At 68.1% G+C, this 16,256-nt stretch carries 17 protein-coding genes and 2 pseudogenes; 5 read left to right on the top strand and 14 right to left on the bottom strand.

Going from position 1 to position 16,256, the window contains the following annotated elements:
* Positions 1-142: 142 nt before the first annotated feature.
* Positions 143-952: an SAM-dependent methyltransferase gene (locus tag AN215_RS07685; protein ID WP_070013332.1), complete on the bottom strand. Its 810-nt coding sequence runs from the start codon at positions 950-952 to the stop codon at positions 143-145.
* Between the two features lie 220 nt (positions 953-1,172).
* Here AN215_RS07685 and AN215_RS07680 point away from each other — a divergent pair, with 220 nt between their 5' ends.
* Entirely contained in the window at positions 1,173-2,015 is an 843-nt protein-coding gene (locus AN215_RS07680) for an ACP S-malonyltransferase (protein ID WP_070013333.1), read from the top strand.
* On the opposite strand, the gene AN215_RS07675 is transcribed toward AN215_RS07680, so the two are convergent.
* The 3 genes and pseudogenes from AN215_RS07675 to AN215_RS30835 all read right to left on the bottom strand — a co-directional run.
* The gene (locus AN215_RS07675; protein WP_070013334.1) at positions 1,997-2,473 is read right to left on the bottom strand and encodes a GNAT family N-acetyltransferase; all 477 of its coding nucleotides are present in this window, start codon (positions 2,471-2,473) and stop codon (positions 1,997-1,999) included. The two genes, AN215_RS07680 and AN215_RS07675, sit on opposite strands and share 19 nt — an antisense overlap.
* Positions 2,431-3,096 (bottom strand): annotated as a pseudogene (locus tag AN215_RS30840) (RNA-guided endonuclease TnpB family protein); the annotation flags it as partial. The gene AN215_RS07675 and the pseudogene AN215_RS30840, both read right to left, overlap by 43 nt.
* Positions 3,097-3,125: 29 nt before the next feature.
* Positions 3,126-3,227 (bottom strand): annotated as a pseudogene (locus AN215_RS30835) (hypothetical protein); the annotation flags it as partial.
* Positions 3,228-3,573: 346 nt separating this feature from the next.
* Here AN215_RS30835 and AN215_RS07665 point away from each other — a divergent pair.
* The 4 genes from AN215_RS07665 to AN215_RS07650 all read left to right on the top strand — a co-directional run bounded on the left by AN215_RS07665 (position 3,574) and on the right by AN215_RS07650 (position 9,216).
* Positions 3,574-4,377: an exodeoxyribonuclease III gene (locus AN215_RS07665; protein ID WP_070013335.1), complete on the top strand. Its 804-nt coding sequence runs from the start codon at positions 3,574-3,576 to the stop codon at positions 4,375-4,377.
* A gap of 667 nt (positions 4,378-5,044) precedes the next feature.
* Positions 5,045-5,974, top strand: a complete 930-nt coding sequence (locus AN215_RS07660; RefSeq protein WP_070013336.1) for a class I SAM-dependent methyltransferase — start codon at positions 5,045-5,047, stop codon at positions 5,972-5,974.
* Between the two features lie 349 nt (positions 5,975-6,323).
* Complete coding sequence (locus tag AN215_RS07655; protein WP_070013337.1) at positions 6,324-7,139, top strand: helix-turn-helix transcriptional regulator; 816 nt, start codon at positions 6,324-6,326, stop codon at positions 7,137-7,139.
* 247 nt (positions 7,140-7,386) lie between these two features.
* Entirely contained in the window at positions 7,387-9,216 is a 1,830-nt protein-coding gene (locus AN215_RS07650; RefSeq protein WP_070013338.1) for an acyl-CoA dehydrogenase, read from the top strand.
* Positions 9,217-9,347: 131 nt separating this feature from the next.
* Here AN215_RS07650 and AN215_RS07645 read toward each other — a convergent pair whose 3' ends face one another.
* The 10 genes from AN215_RS07645 to AN215_RS07600 form a co-directional block, all read right to left on the bottom strand.
* A complete protein-coding gene (locus AN215_RS07645) occupies positions 9,348-9,926 on the bottom strand; it encodes a hypothetical protein (RefSeq protein WP_245694335.1) in 579 nt (192 codons plus the stop codon).
* Position 9,927: 1 nt separating this feature from the next.
* The gene (locus AN215_RS07640; protein ID WP_070013339.1) at positions 9,928-10,815 is read right to left on the bottom strand and encodes an alpha/beta hydrolase; all 888 of its coding nucleotides are present in this window, start codon (positions 10,813-10,815) and stop codon (positions 9,928-9,930) included.
* A 177-nt stretch (positions 10,816-10,992) separates the two neighbouring features.
* Positions 10,993-11,706: a 2-hydroxychromene-2-carboxylate isomerase gene (locus AN215_RS07635; protein WP_070013340.1), complete on the bottom strand. Its 714-nt coding sequence runs from the start codon at positions 11,704-11,706 to the stop codon at positions 10,993-10,995.
* A gap of 21 nt (positions 11,707-11,727) precedes the next feature.
* Positions 11,728-12,465 (bottom strand): 3-oxoacyl-[acyl-carrier-protein] reductase, encoded by a 738-nt coding sequence (gene fabG, locus AN215_RS07630; protein ID WP_070013341.1) that lies wholly within the window; start codon positions 12,463-12,465, stop codon positions 11,728-11,730.
* Positions 12,466-13,038, bottom strand: coding sequence for a 3-hydroxyacyl-ACP dehydratase FabZ family protein (locus AN215_RS07625; protein WP_245694333.1), 573 nt, complete (start codon positions 13,036-13,038; stop codon positions 12,466-12,468).
* Complete coding sequence (locus AN215_RS07620; RefSeq protein WP_070013342.1) at positions 13,035-13,421, bottom strand: 3-hydroxyacyl-ACP dehydratase FabZ family protein; 387 nt, start codon at positions 13,419-13,421, stop codon at positions 13,035-13,037. The genes AN215_RS07625 and AN215_RS07620 overlap by 4 nt, the downstream gene beginning before the upstream one ends.
* On the bottom strand, positions 13,418-13,678 hold the full coding sequence (locus AN215_RS07615; protein ID WP_070013343.1) for an acyl carrier protein: 261 nt from the start codon (positions 13,676-13,678) through the stop codon (positions 13,418-13,420). Before AN215_RS07615 ends, AN215_RS07620 begins: the two co-directional genes overlap by 4 nt.
* Positions 13,679-13,742: 64 nt before the next feature.
* Positions 13,743-14,693, bottom strand: a complete 951-nt coding sequence (locus tag AN215_RS07610; RefSeq protein WP_070013344.1) for an ACP S-malonyltransferase — start codon at positions 14,691-14,693, stop codon at positions 13,743-13,745.
* Complete coding sequence (locus AN215_RS07605; protein WP_070013345.1) at positions 14,690-15,814, bottom strand: beta-ketoacyl synthase N-terminal-like domain-containing protein; 1,125 nt, start codon at positions 15,812-15,814, stop codon at positions 14,690-14,692. Before AN215_RS07605 ends, AN215_RS07610 begins: the two co-directional genes overlap by 4 nt.
* A 44-nt stretch (positions 15,815-15,858) precedes the next feature.
* Positions 15,859-16,254 carry a hypothetical protein gene (locus tag AN215_RS07600; protein WP_070013346.1) on the bottom strand — a complete coding sequence of 132 codons (396 nt, stop codon included), beginning with the start codon at positions 16,252-16,254 and terminating at the stop codon, positions 15,859-15,861.
* Positions 16,255-16,256 lie beyond the last annotated feature (2 nt).

The raw sequence follows: 16,256 nt of genomic DNA, 5'->3' as shown, positions 1-16,256 counted from the left end.
CGGTGCGTGGGTCTCCCGGGGCTCGATGCCGGCGCTCGATCCCGGGTGCGGGCCCGGTGCGTGGGCGCGCCGGAGACCCCGCCCCGGTGCCGGGAACCAGCGCACGCGCACGCCGTTCGTGCCGAGGGCCGCGCGCGGTGGGTCACGGCTTGCGGCCGACGCCGCAGACGGCGTCCACCAGGCCCGGGCCCTCCTGCGGATCGGCTGCGTCCGGGCGCCAGCCGGAGGTGGTGACGATGCCGGGCTCCACCACGTCGAGGCCGTCGAAGAAGCCGGCGATGTGATCCGCGCTGCGCAGATGGTAGGAGCCGGCGGAGTTCGCGTTGTACGCGGCGATCGCCTCGTTGAGGACCTCGTTGGTGTCGGTGCCGTCGCTCAGCGCCAGGTGGCTCCCGGACGGCAGCGGTTCCATGAGCCGTGCCACCACCGACGAGGGGTCGTCGGAGTCGGGGATCTGGCCGACCGTGCCGAGCAGCGTCAGCGCCACGGGCTCGCCGAAGTCCAGCGTCCTGCTTGCCGCTTCGAGGATCGTGGCGGGGTCGCGGACGTCCGCGTCGATGTAGTCGCAGGCACCTTCCCGGCTGCTGGTGAGGAGGGCCTGCGCGTGAACGAGTACCAGCGGGTCGTTGTCGACGTAGACGATCCTGCTCTCCGGGGCCACACGCTGTGCGACCTCGTGCGTATTGTCCACCGTCGGCAACCCCGTGCCCACGTCGAGGAATTGGCGTATGCCGGCTTCGGCGGCCAGGTATCGCACCGCACGTGACAGGAAGCGCCGCTGCAGGCGGGCGAGACGGGCGATGCCCGGGAAGAGCTTGAGGACGATGTCTCCCGCGTCCCGGTCCGGCCGGAAGTTGTCACGGCCGCCCAGCAGGTAGTTCCACACACGCGCCGAATGCGCGGTGTCTGCCCGGATCTTCTCCGCCAGTGAGGGGTCCTCGGGAGTGTGCATGGGGTCACCCTCACACGGACGGCCCGGTGCCGCAGCGGTTACGGCACGTCCTGCGGGGGACCGGGGGAGGCCGGACGAGCGCGGAGCCCCGCGAGTTCGCCGGTGAGGGCAGGCGGAGGTGCCCGTACGGGTGTTCCGCCGCTGTGGGCAAGGGAGTTCGAGGTCACCCGCGGGTGGGGCCGATTGGCGCCACGGGCGCGCTGCGGGCCAGGCTGACCCCATGAGCATCGCGTTCCTCTTCCCCGGCCGGGGTTCGCAGCGTCCCGGCATGCTGCACCGGCTGCCCGACACCGCGGCGTCCGCGACCGTACTGGCCGAGGCGGACTGGGCTCTGCGAAGCCTCGCATCGCGTACGGGCACGGAGGACGGCGCCGCCGGCAGGGAGTACGCGGACGGCATCGTCGAGCTGGACTCCGAGGAGGCGCTCGAACGCTCCCCGGTGGCCTGCCACTTGGCGCTGCTGATCGCGGGCGTCGCGGGTGCGCGTGCGCTGATCGAGGACGAGGAGGTGCGGCCCTCGTACGTCGCCGGCCACGGCACCGGCGGATACGCGGCGGCCGTGCTCGCGGACGTCCTCACCTTCGAGGAGGCGCTGCGCGCCGTACGGCTGCGGGGCGAGCTGCTCCATGAGGCGGAGAGCACGAACGGGCCGGAGAGCGACGTCGCCATCCGGCTCGCCCAGCACCTGGCGACGGTCAAGAGGCGCCCGCAGTCGGTGCGTTACGTCGGCGCAGTGCAGGGGCGGTCCCTGTTCGGCGACACGAACGCCGTCTTCGACGACCTGGCCTGGTCCGCGGCCAGGCCCCTGCGCTGGGCGGAGGCGATGTCGGCGCTCGCGGAGGAAAGGGTGGACTGCTGCGTGGAGCTGCCGCCGGGACGTGCCCTGACGGAGCAGCTGGCGACGGCCGGACTGCCGGGCGTGCGGGCGGTGTCGGTGGAGGAGCACGGCATCGCGGAGGCGGCGGAGCTCGCGAGGCCGGGAGGTGCCGAGTCCGCCCGTGGTGGTGGCCCCTCGCCGGAGGTGGAATCCGAACTGCCCCCGGGTCAGAGCGGTTTGGCGTAGCAGCGGCTCGCTGTCTCGAAGCGGTAGAGGCCGAACTTCTCGGTGGGCTCGTAGCCGGAGGACGTGTACAGACCGATCGCCTCGGGCTGCATCGTGCCCGTCTCCAGCACCATGCGGGTGCGGCCCGCGGCCCGCGCGTCGTCCTCCAGCGCGGCGAGAATCAGCCGGGCGAGCCCGCGTCCGCGCGCCTCGCGCACCACGAACATCCGCTTGATCTCGGCGTCGCCGTCGGCGTACCCCTCGTCGTTGCGGTTCTGAGTGCGCCAGCCGCCGGTCGCCACGGGGCGCTCGTCCTCGTCGTACGCCATCAGGTAGAGGCCCCGCGGCGGTTCGAACATCGCGGGGTCGAGCGGTGTGATGTCGCCCTCGTCGCCGTAACGCTCCGCGTACTCCTGCTGCACGGCGTCGTTCAGCTTCATCGCTTCCGGATGGTCGTAGGGCACACGGACGATTCGCATGCACGCATCTTGACGTGCTCGCTGGCCTTGAAGCCAGCGAATCCGGTCGGGGTCGGCTGACCCCTCCGGGGGCTTCCTGCTTCACCACGCTGTGCCGGGACTGTTGTCCTGGTCTTACCGGCGCTCCACGAGGCGTTTAGCGTCTCCACCCGTCCGGTGGCGACGATTCGGCGTCCTTCGAAAAGGACGTTACGTGCTGCGTTGTGGTCGCGGTCGTGCACAGTGGCGCACTTGCGGCACGTCCATTCCCTGACGTGCAGGGGCTTGTGGCCGTCCCGGATTCCGCAGGCCGAGCAGAGCTGAGAGGACGGGAAGGCCCGGTCCACTTTGGCGAACGTGCGGCCGTGCTTGACCGCCTTGTACTCCAGCATGCCGACGAACGCGGACCATCCCGCGTCGTGCACGGACTTGGCGAGCCGGGTGCTGCCGAGGCTGGACACCGCGAGGTCTTCCACGTACACCGCTTGGTTGTCGCGAATGATCTGTGTCGATGCCTTGTGGTGCCAGTCCCGGCGTCGGTCCGCCACCTTGGCGTGCTGGCGTGCGACCTTGATGCGGGCCTTGGCCCGGTTCTTCGACCCTTGGCCTTGCGGGACAGCTCCCGCTGAACGCGCCTGAGCTTCTTCTCCGCCCGGCGCAGGAAGCGGGGGCTGTCGATCTTGCTGCCGTCGGACAGGACGGCGAAGGCGGACAGGCCCAGGTCGAGACCTGCGTCGGTCTTCAGGCGAGGGAGAATGCCGGGCTCAATGTCCACGACGAAGCTGAGGAAGTACCGGCCGGAGCGGTCCTTGGTGACGGTCAGGGACGTGGGTGCGGCCGGAAGCTGGCGGGACCACTTGACCTTGAGGTTGCCGACTTTGGCTACGTACACCGTGCCGTTGTCCTGGAGGGAGAAGGCGTTGGTGGTGAGGCGGATCGACTGCCGGGTGTCCTTCCTCGACTTGTACCGGGGAGGACCGGCCTTGCGGCCATGCCGCCTGCCCTTGACCGCGTCGAAGAAGTTCTTGTAGGCGGCGTCCAGGGCACTCCCGAGATGCGGCGTCTCACTCTCGGCGTGAACGCCGACGCCTTCACACAACGTCACCGGTAAGGTGACCCGGATGCCGAAGGTGACGACGATCAACGTGAACGGGCTGCGCGCCGCCGCCCGCAAGGGCTACCGCGAATGGCTGGCGGGCACCGACGCGGACGTCGTGTGCCTGCAGGAAGTGCGCGCCGAGCAGCACCAACTCCCCGACGAGGTACGGGAGCCGGACGGCTGGCACACGCTGTACGCACCTGCCGCCACGAAGGGACGTGCCGGCGTGGCCTTGCTCACGCGGCGTGAGCCCGACCGGGTGCGCATCGGCTTCGGGGCGGAGGAGTTCGAGGACTCCGGCCGCTATGCGGAGGTGGATCTGCCGGGGATGACCGTCGCCAGCCTGTATCTGCCGTCCGGCGACGTCGGCACCGAGCGTCAGGAGCAGAAGGAACGCTTCATGGCCGCCTTCCTCCCGTACCTGCGTGAGCTGCGCGAGCGCGCTGCCGCGGACGGGCGGGAGGTGCTGGTGTGCGGCGACTGGAACATCGCGCACCAGGAGGCGGACTTGAAGAACTGGCGCGCCAACCGCCGTTCCTCCGGCTTCCTGCCCGAGGAACGGGCATGGCTCTCGCGGGTCTTCGACCCGGCGGACGGCGGCTACGAGGACGTCGTACGCGCGCTGCACCCGGACGTGGCAGGGCCGTACTCGTGGTGGTCGTACCGGGGGCGGGCCTTCGACAACGACTCGGGCTGGCGCATCGACTATGCGGTGGCGACGCCGGGCCTGGCGCGGCGGGCGGTGAAGGCCGTCGTGGAGCGGGCCGCAAGCCATGGCGAGCGCTGGAGCGATCACGCCCCGGTGAGCGTGGACTTCGTGCTGTAGGGCGGCCGGGCGGCAGGTGCGCCGCCCGAACGCCCGCCGGCGGGCGAAGAGCTCCTGAACCTCCGCGGTACGCCCCGGAGTCGGCGGAATGAAGGGCTGGTTGCGAGACAGCTGGTGAGCACGGGAGCCGGCCCGGTCACCGGCTGCATTCCGTTCGCCCGTCTCCCCCTCGTCCGTTTTCCGTTCAGTCGGAGGACCGGGAATTCCGGCTGCGACGCCTGCTGGAAGGCAGCGGAGACGGAATGGGATTCAAGTGGCTCAAGAACCGTCTCTCCAGGGGAATTCGCCAGTCACCGGACCAGAACCGGAATCATCCTGAAGCAGCTCGGATCACCACGCGGAGGACTACCGGGCCGGACCGCTCTCCGTCCCGAGCCAGGCGATGACCCCAGGTGTCTCCGGCACGACGCCGTGACGGGAGCGGCGCGGAGCCGCCGGTACGGAGTTGCGCGCGGCAGGTAATTGCCAAATCTTCACGACTGGGCCTCCAGGGGGAGTTGTACTCTCTGACTGTGCGTCAAACAATCGCCGGTGTCCATGTGTGAACAGAGGCCAGTGTGCGAATAAGACGGGAGCGGCAACGTCCATGCGAACGCCCCTTCGATCGAGCCACTGCCCGTGTCCCGTACCCCTCTCACGACATCGCAGTAACCAGCAGGAGGAATTGATGAACGCGGAAAGCCCTGGGCCTGAGACGCTGCCTGCGCAGGGAGGTAAGGGCGCCGAGAAGGACAGTTCGACCGCGGAGATGTGCGCTCTCATCCGGTCGGTGGAGAGCCGCCGCCCGGAGAAGGGCCGGATACTCGACGACCCGTTTGCCCACCATTTCATCCAGGACCGCAAGTACCGCCTCATGTTCTCGTGGCGGATGTTCGCGATGTCAGCTGCGCGCGCCTACGATGCGCTCTTCTCCGGCTGGGCGGCAGAAATCATTCTCCGGTACCGTCACAGTGATGAACTGATCCGCCGCGCGGTCGAATCCGGTTGCACTCAGGTTGTGATTCTGGGTGCTGGATACGATTCGACTGCCCTGCGGTCTCCGGGCGGTGCCGGGACGGTCTACTACGAGGTCGACAAGCCGGATATCCAGCGGAAGAAGCAAGAGATCATCCAGCAGAACTCGCTGCCCATCGGTCCTTCAGTGAAGTACGTGAGCTGTGATTTCGAAGCCGGCGACGACCTGCTGACGAGTCTGGTGGAGCGGGGCTTCGACCCGGCGAAACCGAGCTTTGTGAGCTGGCTCGGAGTGACGTACTACCTCACCGAAGCATCCGTACGTGCGACTCTGCAGAAGCTGGACACCGCGTGCGCGCCGGGAAGCCGGATCGTTTTCGACTACATTCTCCCCTCCGTGGTGGAGGGAACGATCGGCCACAGTGGCGCTCTCCGCGGGACGAAGTTCGCGGCGAAGCGCGGCGAACCGTTCGCCTTCGGTGTCGAGGGAAGCCGCCTCGATCACATTCTCCCCGAGAACGGCGGTCTCCGTATGGCGCAGAACCACACAGTTCCGCAACTGCTCGAAATGTACGGGGACCCGAAGGACTTCTGGCTCGCCGTGAGCGACTTCATCGGCGTCGTCGAGCTCGAACGGACCTGATGTCGGTGCGTTCTTCCGACGTGCCGTACGAAGCGGGGGAAGGAAGGCCCAGGACGGGTGCGGGCCGTGCTCGGCCCCGGGTTCCGGGAGTTCCCCCGGCTGTCGTGCCGGGAGCGGAGCGCTGACGAGCGAGGGGCACCTCGCGACGTGACGCTGCGGGCGGGTGCGTGTCGAGAGGCTTGCACGGAGACCCCGGGGTCAGGTGAGGCGGTTCGCCTCCCCGGGATGCCGCAGGACTTTCTGCTCGCACGCGGGGCACGGGGCCGTGATTTCTACAGGCCCTTCAGGTGGGGCAAGGCAAACCTTGAGCGGAGTATGCAGCAATTCAGCATAAGCGGGGGCTTCTGCGATGATGCACAACCAGCCGAGCAGTTCGATCTTCGAGTTCGAACTGGACGATCTGACAAGCAGGCGGGTCCGCAGCGCGGCCCGGCTCGACAATGTCTGCAACGGGGGTTTACACAACAGTTCTTCGCGCCCCCGGCAAATACATGAGCAAGACGTCGATACACAGACGGCAGTGCAATGGATCGCCCGACTCGTGCTCACCGCTGAAAAGGAGGTCGTCTGGAGCCTGGGCGGCACCGCGGTGAGCCAAAGGGGGCCGGACTCCAGAAACTTGCTCCGGACGGTCAGCAGAACGGCAGTCCAGCTGAATGCTCATGGAGTGTCCACGACCATCATCTGCCCGCCGAGGACGGCGCGGGAGAACAGGGAGTGGATGAATGACCTTGCAAAGGCGGGTGCATTGGTCCTCTCGCCGGCCTCCGACGAGGAGAGCCGGGACCTGGCGGTCATGGACCAGGCGACGGCGATCGTTCGTCCGACGGGGGCGGACGACTGGCACAGCTCGCGGATCCTCGTCATTCAGAACCCGGTGGTCGCCGGCATCTTCCACAACCTGCTGCACGAGTCGGCGCGATACACGGAGGAGCCCGTCGAGCCCCTTCCGCCGACGGCGGGCGCGGCCCGGCAGCGCCAGTTCCACAGGATTCTTGAACTCATGGCCGAAGGCTGCAAGGACGACGTGGCGGCAAGGAAAGCCGGTATATCTCTGCGCACCTACCGGCGCTATGTCGCGGAAATCATGCGGAAACTGGGCGCCGAGTCACGCTTCCAGGCCGGGTCGATCGCGGCACAGAAAGGACTGCTCAAGACGAGGTGAGCGCGGTGAAGGAGGTGAAACGATGTGTGAAGATCGTGTCTGCGTTTTGCGAAGAACTGAGGCGGACGCATCGGCTTCGAAGTGGCGCGAAGAATTGATTCTGGCAGGAAGGTGTCATGTTCCGGTGGTCCGGCGCCGGTTCATTGCCCGTACCTACGCGCGAGTAGCAAGATGGTACTCCAGCCGGCGGGGGTGCTGGACACGGCTGCACCACCGCGGACTCCTTTGCCGTGTCGGAGCTGTGTAAATGGGTCACTACAAGGCGAACCTCCGCGACATCGACTTCAACCTCTTCGAGGTGCTGGACAGGGGCCGGGTCTATGGCACAGGCCCCTTTGCCGAGATCGACACAGATACGGCGAGGAGTGTTCTCTCCGAGATCAGGCGCATGGCCGAGGATGATCTTGCTGATTCGATGGTCGAATCGGACCGCAACCCTCCGGTTTTCGACCCGGTGCAGCACACGGCCCCGCTGCCGGATTCGTTCAAGAAGGCCTTCCGTACTTTCTCCGATGCCGAGTGGTGGCGGCTGAGTCTGCCTTCCGCCCTGGGCGGCACGGAGGCTCCGCCGTCGCTCGTCTGGGCGTTCGCCGAGCTGGTTCTGGGTGCCAACCCGGCCCTCTGGCTCTACTCGGGCGGCCCGAGCTTCGCCGGCTTCATCCATGAGCTGGGGACCGAGCAACAGCAGGACATCGCGCAGCGCATGGTGGACCGGGGATGGGGGGCGACGATGGTCCTCACGGAGCCCGACGCCGGTTCGGACGTCGGGGCAGCCCGTACGAAGGCTGTGCGCCAGGACGACGGGTCCTGGCACATCGAGGGCGTCAAGCGCTTCATCACCAACGCCGAACACGACTTGTCCGAGAACATCGTTCACTTCGTGCTGGCGCGTCCCGAAGGACACGGGCCGGGCACAAAGGGGCTGTCCCTCTTCCTCGTTCCGAAGTACGACTTCGACTGGAGCACGGGTGAACTCCTGAGCCGTAACGGCGTCTACGCCACGAACGTCGAGCACAAGATGGGCCTGAAGGTCTCCAACACCTGTGAACTCACCTTCGGAGACCGGCACCCGGCAAAGGGATGGCTCGTGGGTGAGAAGCACGACGGCATCCGGCAGATGTTCAAGGTCATCGAGTTCGCCCGCATGGTCGTGGGGGCCAAGGGGATAGCCACTCTCTCGACGGGGTACCTGAACGCTCTGGAGTTCGCCAAGGAACGCCAACAGGGCGCCGATCTGGCACAGTTCGCCGACAAGACCGCGCCCCGCGTGCCCATCGTCCGCCATCCCGACGTGCGGCGCAGCCTCATGTTCCAGAAGGCGTACGCGGAGGGCATGCGGGCTCTGCTGCTCTACGCGGCCTCCGTCCAGGACGACATCCGGACCTTGGACGAGCGCGGTGCGGACGCGGGGCCCGCCCGGCGGCTCAACGACCTTCTGCTGCCCGTCGTGAAGGGATACGCGTCGGAGAAGTCCTACGCGCAACTCGCCGAGTCCTTGCAGGTGTTCGGAGGGTCCGGTTACCTCCAGGACTATCCGGTCGAGCAGTACCTCCGTGACTCCAAGATCGACACCCTGTACGAGGGTACGACCGCGATCCAAGGACAGGACTTCTTCTTCCGGAAGATCGTCAAGGACGGCGGGAACGCCCTTACGGCGCTGGCCGACGAGATCAGGACGTTCCTGGCCGAGGAGGCGGGAGGGGTGGCCGAGCTCGCCGGCGAAGTGAAGCTCCTCGAAGGTGCTCTGGGCGACCTGGAGGGAATGCTGGGTGCCATGCTGAGCCAGCTCTCCGGTTCCGAGTCCGACACCCGGGAGATCTACCGGGTGGGTCAGAACACCACACGTTTTCTCATGGCCGGGGGAGACCTGCTCGTATCATACCTTCTGCTGCGGGGCGCCGTCGTCGCGCAACGGAAGACAGCTCACGCCTCGGGTGCCGAGAGGGACTTCTACACGGGGAAGGTGGCGGTGGCGAAGTTCTTCGCCAGGGAGGTACTGCCGGGACTCTCCGTACAGCGTGAGCTGGCCGAGACGACGGACAACTCGTTGATGGACGTGCCTGACGCCGCCTTCTGAGGACCGCTGTCCAGCGAGCGCACCGCGACGGCCCTGGCCGGGCACCCGCCCGCCAGGGCCGTCGCGGGGGCGACCGCCCTGGCGGCTGCGCTGCCGGACGTCGGTGACCGCTGCCGCCGGGCGGGCGTGCGTCACAAGTCCGTCCGGCTGCGTCCCTGTTGTTCCGCCAGCTTCCGCAGGGTGAGGAGCTGACGCCGCATCATCAGCAGGTCTCCCCACGCCATCAGAGGACGGCGGAGCCGTCGCAGAGCTCCGTCGTCGTCCCCCACCACGAGCTTGACCAGCAGCCGGGTCGAGCCGTGCTCCTCCTCGGTGACCCGGTAGGTGAGGGCGAAGTTCCCGAACAGGCTGAGGCCCTTGGGGTGGTCCAGCATGATCGTCATGTCCCGGTCCTGTGTGAAGTCCACAAGCCGGAAGATGGTCATCACCCGCTGCCCCGGCTCCAGATGCTCGGCGCCGGGGGTGAGCCGGCGTGGGCTGCGGCGGCCGAAGTTGTCCAGGGAGTCGTAGCTGTAAGGGGCGACCTTGAGCTGGCAGAGCCAGCGGAAGACGGCGGCCGGATCGGCGTCGACGGTAACGGCACGGAACCAGCTCTCCTCCGGTCTGGTCAGCAGGCCGTCGCAGGGGAACTCCGCACGGATCTCGTCCTCCCGCGCTCCCCAGACCTTGGGAGCCCGCATGGTCTTCTTGGTGTCTCCGCTCCCGCGCATGTCAGGCGAAGGCTCGCTGGAGGAAGTTCAGCACGGTCGAGGTGTACTTCTCCGGGTCGGTCTTGAGGCCCTGGAGATGGTCGACGCCCGGCAGCATGTGGACCTCGGCGTGGGAATACCGGCTCGCCAGCGCGTCGATCGCCGGGGGAGTGAGGATGGGGTCCAGCTCTCCTGCCAGGAAGAGCATCGGAACCTTGTCGTAGTGACCGTCGACGGGCGGCGGCCAGTCGGCGCGGAGCATGGCCGGTCCCGCCGCGCACATCGACCATTCCAGAAGGGCGCGTGACGGCCGGACGTGGAAGGGCGGCGGCAGCGGGATCTTGTCGGCGTCCAGGAAGTTCCGGAAGAGCGGTGCGAGATCGATGCTGGGACCGCTGTCGCAGATGATGGCGTCCACTCCGCTTTCCGCCGACCGCAGCGAGTAGAAGACCGGAAAGGTGGAGAAGGAGAAGCCGTAGGCGGCGATCTTCGCCGACCGGTGCTCCTCCTGCTTCCGCAGGACGGACACCAGAGTCGTCACATCGGTGGTGAACTTGTCGCTCAGTCCGACCGCGGATCCGTCCCGGCCGCTTTCGCCGTGGTTGCGGTGGTCGAACAGGCAGACCGTATATCCCGCGTCGTGCAGGAACTTGGCGTGCGCGAGGCTCGCGGACTTGTTGAGGCCGATTCCGTGTCCTACGACGACCACCCGCGCCGGATCGCCCTTGAAGAGCCACGCGTTGAGGTGCTTCCCGCCGCCTATGGGTGCCCGCAGTTGCTCAGGCTGGGGAAGGCCCGCCTCGCCGGGCCCTTTGTGCCGGGCGCGCCTCGGCGGGTGGAAGAGGAGATAGGTGAGCGCCAGACCGAAGAGAGGGGCCACAGGAACCGCCGCGGCGGACAGGAGCCGCATCGGGAACGACACCCGGGCACCCCGATTCCCTTCGCTGGGTGTTCTGTTGGACTGCTGGCGCATCTGATCCTCCGTCGGTCACGGCTCGTTCGGTTGTCGCGGTTCGTCGGCACTATCGCCGACCGCCCCTCGCGACGACAAACAGCGTCACGAGGGGCGGTCCTGCATCGTCGGGAATCAGCCGCATCCCCCCGCATGTCCCTGGTCGCTCGCCTCAGCAGGCATCACGGGTCCACCGGAGGCGGGGGCAGCGTGGTGCTCGTCGCCCGCACGTTCTCCGCGTACGGAAGCGGCGAAGGCCGCCAGCCGGTCGAGACCCCAGAACTTCTCGAAGCCGTGGACGAAGAAGGGGACACCGAACACCCCGTCCTTGTGGACGTCGAGAAGTGCGGCGACCCCCCTCTCACGCACGCCCGGATCGGACGCCGCCTTCGCGAGGCGCTCCTGAGGCAGAGTCAGCCCGGCCGCCAGCCCGGCGACCACGGACGGGTCGCAGATGTCGCCGCCCTCCGCCCAGCGTGTCCGGGAGGCCGCCTCGATGAAGTCACCCCCGCGGCCTTCGTCCCTGGCAAGCAGATACGCCAGATGCGGAACTTCCCAGCACGGGTCCCTGTCCAGCGGCCAGGACACCGTCAGGCCCCGCTCCTTGGCGAGTCTGCGAACGTCCTGGAGGACGTAGAGATGCTTGGCGCGCGACATCGCCACATATGGGAAGTCGCCGCCCGCCTCGGTCAGCATGCGCCGGGACTGTGCGTCGGGTTCCCAGAACGGACGCCACTCCGACGCCCGCGCGACATCGGGGTAACGGGATGTCAGTTCGGCGCAGGCGAGCCAGGAGTACGGACTGCGGAGGGAGAAGTACACACGCGGTACCGCTCGTTGCCGTGGCACGGAATCTCCTTGTGGTCGGACTCAGATGACGATGCCGCCATCGATCTGCATGACGGAGCCGGTCACGTACTCGGCGCCGGCGAGGTAGGAGATCATTTCGGCCACCTGTTCCGGACGTCCCAGCTTGCGCAGAGGAATCTGCTGCAGTACCCGCTTGCGGAAGTCGTCCGAAAGGGATGCGGTCATGTCGGTGTCGATGAAGCCCGGTGCGACGACGTTGGCCCTGATGCCGTACGGCCCCACTTCCTTCGCGACGGCCTTGGTGAAACCGATGATGCCGGCCTTGGACGCCGAGTAGTTGCTCTGCGTCGCGTTGCCGTGCACTCCCGCGACCGAGGAGACGTTGACGATGCATCCGGACTTGCGCTTGAGCATCTCGAAAATGGCGGCCCGGCAGATGTTGTAAGTGCCGTTGAGATTGACGTCGATGACGTTGTTCCAGTCCTCGTCCCCCATCATCAGCAGGGGGTTGTCCCTGACGATTCCGGCCGAGGTCACGACGAGGTCGACGGCGTCGAACTGCTCCTGGGCACTGGTGACGAAGTCGCGGGCCGATGCGGCGTCCGAGACGTCCGTCTTCGCACAGAGGACGCGGACTCCCCGTTCCGACACCTCCTTCTCCAGCGCGCGTGCCGCGTCGTCGTCGGACATGTAGCAGAAGGCGATGTTGTAGCCCTCGTCCGCCAGCCGCAGCACGGCCGCCCGGCCGATGCCTCGCGAGCCGCCGGTCACCAGTGCTGTGCGCTCGTTCTCGTTCATCTAGGCTTCCTCCTCGGCTTCCGATGCGGCGTCGTCCTTCTGCCCGGTCAGCTCCGAAGCGGGGCGCAGCGCCATCACCACCCGTCCGATCCGGGCCACGAGCCTTCCGTCGACATGGCAGCTGCCTTCGAAGATCACCGTGTCCGTCAGCGCCCTGACGAGGTCGACGCGGTGCTCCATGACGTCGCCCGGGCGTACCCGCCCGCAGAACTGCACGTCCGAGATCCCGCCGAAGAGCATCACCTGCCCGTCGAGCACGTCCGGGTTGGGGTTCTCCGAGGCGATGAGGATGCCTGCCGCCTGGCACCAGGACTCGACGATCAGCACACCGGGATAGTCGTACGCCTCTTCCGGGGCCCCGTCGGAAAGATCCTGGTACCAGGGCTCGTTGACGCTCACCGCCTTGAGAGCGGTGATGCGCTCGCCGGGGACCCGTTCCAGCACCCTGTCGACGAGCAGCATGGGGAAGCGGTGCGGCAGAACCGCGCGGACGCCGTCCGGTCCCATGACGCCCTCGGCCCTGCCCGGCGCCGCCTCCGTGGATTCCGTGGTTTCCGTGGTCACTGTTGTCACCGGGGCCTCCTCGGTCCGAAACGGAGCCTCACCTGGGCGACTTCGCCGCGATCGGAGGAGACCAGGGCCTTGCAGCGCCACGCCCCGTCCCGCTGCGACCAGTCGATGCCGATGCTCAGCGCGTCGCCGGGGAAGACCGGTGCGACGAACCGCGTCGCCTCCACGGCGTGCATCTCCCACTCGTCGGCGGAGCCGGGAACGGTGGCCAGAGCACTCCGGTGCACGCACTCGACGATGCACACGCCGGGGTAGATCGGGAAGCCCGGGTAGTGGCCGGGGAAGACCTTCTCGTCGGGTGGAACGGTCACCTCGGTCCGTGCCCGGAGGCCGGACTCGATCACTTCGGGAGCCCTCCCGACCGGGCTGCAGAGTGTGTTCGTCACTGCTTCCCGACCTTCTCCCCGAGCAGGCCGTAAGCCTTCTTCAGCGTCGTGACCTCCTTCAGTTCGTCCTCCTGAAGCTTGACGCCGTACTTCCGCTCCAGGACCACCATGACTTCGAGGGCCATCAGCGAGTCGACGCCGAGGGTCTCCACGAAGTGGGCGTCGTCGGTCAGCTCGTCGATCTCGACGTCGAGGATGTCGGCGATCGTGTGGCGCAGATCTTCGAAATCCAGGTCGGGCGAGGTGGTTTCGGACATGGTTCTGCCTCTCTCTCGGTTGTTCTCGGTCGTGGTGTGCGGTGGCTCGTGCGTGACGGCGCGTTCAGGTTCTGACGGACGTCAGCGCCCGCAGCTCCTCCGGCGAGCCGGCCGACGCCGTCGTCGACTCCGGGAGAATCCGCGTGATCATGCCGGAGAGCGTCCGGCCCCGGCCCAGTTCGAGGAAGCGGCGGCAGCCCAGTTCGCCGTGGAGCGAGCGCACGCCGCGTTCCCAGAGCACCGGACCGGTCAGCTGCCGCATCTCCAGCTCCGGCCAGTGCGCCTCGGCGCCGGTTCGCAGGCGGCCGTCGACGTTCGCTGCGACAGGGGCGTGTACGTCGGCGAAGGGAACGGAGGCGAGAGCGCCGGCGAGCCGGGTGGCGGCGGCCGACATCATCGGGCTGTGGAAAGCTCCGCCCACCGGCAGCCGTACGAGTCTCGCCCCGTGTACGGCGGCAGCGTCCGCCACATGGCCGATGCCGTCGGCGGTGCCGGAAACCACCGCCTGACCGGGGGAGTTCAGATTGGCCACCCACACGTCGTGCCCGGCGGCGCGGGCATCGGCGGTCAGGGACTCGGCCGTCTCCTCGTCCGCCTTGATCAGCGCGCCCATGGCACCGGGCCGTTCCTCGGCCGCGTCGCGCATCGCACGGCCGCGTGCCGCGACGAGACGTGCCGCGTCGCCGAGTTCGAGGGCGCCCGCCGCGTGCATCGCCACGTATTCGCCCAGGCTGTGTCCCGCGTAGCCGGCGACGGTCTTGAGGACACCGGCGGCGACAGCCTCGTGGAAGGCGAGGACGCCCACGGTGAACACCGCCAGCTGTGCGCGGTCCGTACGGCGGAGCGCCTCGTCGTCGGCATTGAGCAGCAGTTCTTCGAGGTCCGTGCCGACGTGCTCCGAGATCTCCTTGACCAGCGGCCAGGAGCCGCAGTCCTGCCAGGGGCCGCCCATCCCCTGCTTCTGCGTGCCCTGGCCGGGGAAGACGACCGCGGTGGGCGTCGCGTCCGCCGTCATCGGGGTGCACCTCGCAGCTTCAGCAGCGCCGCTCCGGTCGTTCCGCCGCTCTCGGCGGAGGTGATCAGCGCGTACCTGCCCGCGGCGTCGTCCCCTTCGGCCAGCGAGAGCACGGCGCCGAACTGCATGGCGGCCGACGCAGCGTAGGTGTCGCCGATCAGGTCGGCACACGGCACGGCGCGGGGTTCGTGACGGGCGAAGATCTTCTCCAGCGCCTCCTGCTCCGCGTCGCCCTGCCGGCCCGGCGGCGTCGAAGCGGCGACCGCCCACACGTCGTGTGCGCCGATGTCCGCCCGGGTGAGCAGGGTGCTGACGCACCTTTCCAGGGTGGCCGGGATGTCTCCGGTGTCCGGCGTGAAACCGAACTCCAGACCGAGGACTTCCGCCAGGCCGGTCCGCGCGTTGCGCCGCATGTCCTCGGCCGGTTCGATCAGCCACACCGCGGCCCCCTCGCCGAGCGGTCGGTTCTCGCCTTCCGCCTCTGCAGGAGTCCCGTTGCGGCCGTGCCAGTCCAGCCAGGCGCGCGCTGCGGAGAACTCCTCGACCGCGCCGCACAGGACGGTGTCCGATCTCCCCGCACGCTGCAGCCGCAGCGCGTACCTGAGGGCCAGCAGTCCGGTCGCGCGCCCGCCCGCGACCGTGGTGTTGGGGCCCTTGAGCCGGTGCCAGATGGCCGACTGCCCGGCGGCGCAGTTCATGACCGTGTTGGGGAAGCGGGCCGGGTCGACGAAGTAGGGCTTGGCACCGGTAAGGGAGTCGCGCGTGAAGGACATGATGCTCTGGGCGCTGCCCGTGCTGGTTCCCAGCGCGAGGCCCGTGTCCTCCCCGACGCCGTCGAGCCGTCCGCCGCCGCCGTCGTCGAGGAGTTGTTTGAGAGCGGTCACGGCGAGACCGGTGGCGCGGTCCATCGATCGCGTCCCCTTCCGGCCCAGGATCTGCTTGATGTCGAAGTCCGGGACCAGGCATGCCTCGTGACGAGGCAGTGTCCAGGTCTCACGGTCCAGCGGTGCGGCGGTCGTACGGGCCTCGCGCAGCCCGGAGCTGAAGTCCCGGCGGTCGAGGCCCCAGGGTGAGACGGCGGCCCACGCGGAGATGAGCGGCCCGGAGGCGGATATGGCCATCGTGGAGTGAGCTCCTTCGGGTGCTGAGAGGTCTGCGTTGCGTGTCACATGAACCACACCCGCGGGAATTCGGCCCAGCGGAGGGTCAGTTCGCCCTGGGCGGCGCACCGGACGCCGTCGAGGAGCCGGGTGCGCGCAGTCGGTCCGAGCCGTGCGAGGTCCGGTTCCTCGACCCAGACCACCGCGTCGTCGTCGAGCATCTCCCTGATCGACGCGCGCGGGTCGGGGAGGGTGTCCAGCCGTCTGCTTCCGAGCCGTACGGCGGGTTCGTAGGACGGGGCTTCCAGCGCGTAGGTGGCGGTCAGTCCGCGCAGCGCCAGGTGCAGTCCGCCCGTCTGCCGGTTCAGTTCGCGGATGAAATAGAGCACGTCCGCGAACTGGGTTTCCACCGAGCCGCGGTAGGCCCTTTCCACGATGATGAGGGGACCGGAATCCGGCATTC

The sequence above is a fragment of the Streptomyces abyssalis genome (assembly GCF_001751365.1).
GTDB lineage: Bacteria > Actinomycetota > Actinomycetes > Streptomycetales > Streptomycetaceae > Streptomyces > Streptomyces abyssalis.
This window is presented reverse-complemented; position numbering and strand designations above follow the sequence as displayed.

What these genes read in the sequence shown, in the direction of transcription:
- AN215_RS07605 (WP_070013345.1), bottom strand. Translation starts at nt 15,814, where the DNA reads ATGGCCATATCCGCCTCCGGGCCGCTCATCTCCGCGTGGGCCGCCGTC.
- AN215_RS07650 (WP_070013338.1), top strand. Translation starts at nt 7,387, where the DNA reads ATGGGTCACTACAAGGCGAACCTCCGCGACATCGACTTCAACCTCTTC.
- AN215_RS07640 (WP_070013339.1), bottom strand. Translation starts at nt 10,815, where the DNA reads ATGCGGCTCCTGTCCGCCGCGGCGGTTCCTGTGGCCCCTCTCTTCGGT.
- AN215_RS07685 (WP_070013332.1), bottom strand. Translation starts at nt 952, where the DNA reads ATGCACACTCCCGAGGACCCCTCACTGGCGGAGAAGATCCGGGCAGAC.
- AN215_RS07610 (WP_070013344.1), bottom strand. Translation starts at nt 14,693, where the DNA reads ATGACGGCGGACGCGACGCCCACCGCGGTCGTCTTCCCCGGCCAGGGC.
- AN215_RS07660 (WP_070013336.1), top strand. Translation starts at nt 5,045, where the DNA reads ATGAACGCGGAAAGCCCTGGGCCTGAGACGCTGCCTGCGCAGGGAGGT.
- AN215_RS07675 (WP_070013334.1), bottom strand. Translation starts at nt 2,473, where the DNA reads ATGCGAATCGTCCGTGTGCCCTACGACCATCCGGAAGCGATGAAGCTG.
- AN215_RS07655 (WP_070013337.1), top strand. Translation starts at nt 6,324, where the DNA reads ATGATGCACAACCAGCCGAGCAGTTCGATCTTCGAGTTCGAACTGGAC.
- AN215_RS07645 (WP_245694335.1), bottom strand. Translation starts at nt 9,926, where the DNA reads ATGCGCGGGAGCGGAGACACCAAGAAGACCATGCGGGCTCCCAAGGTC.
- AN215_RS07600 (WP_070013346.1), bottom strand. Translation starts at nt 16,254, where the DNA reads ATGCCGGATTCCGGTCCCCTCATCATCGTGGAAAGGGCCTACCGCGGC.
- AN215_RS07615 (WP_070013343.1), bottom strand. Translation starts at nt 13,678, where the DNA reads ATGTCCGAAACCACCTCGCCCGACCTGGATTTCGAAGATCTGCGCCAC.
- fabG (WP_070013341.1), bottom strand. Translation starts at nt 12,465, where the DNA reads ATGAACGAGAACGAGCGCACAGCACTGGTGACCGGCGGCTCGCGAGGC.
- AN215_RS07665 (WP_070013335.1), top strand. Translation starts at nt 3,574, where the DNA reads ATGCCGAAGGTGACGACGATCAACGTGAACGGGCTGCGCGCCGCCGCC.
- AN215_RS07680 (WP_070013333.1), top strand. Translation starts at nt 1,173, where the DNA reads ATGAGCATCGCGTTCCTCTTCCCCGGCCGGGGTTCGCAGCGTCCCGGC.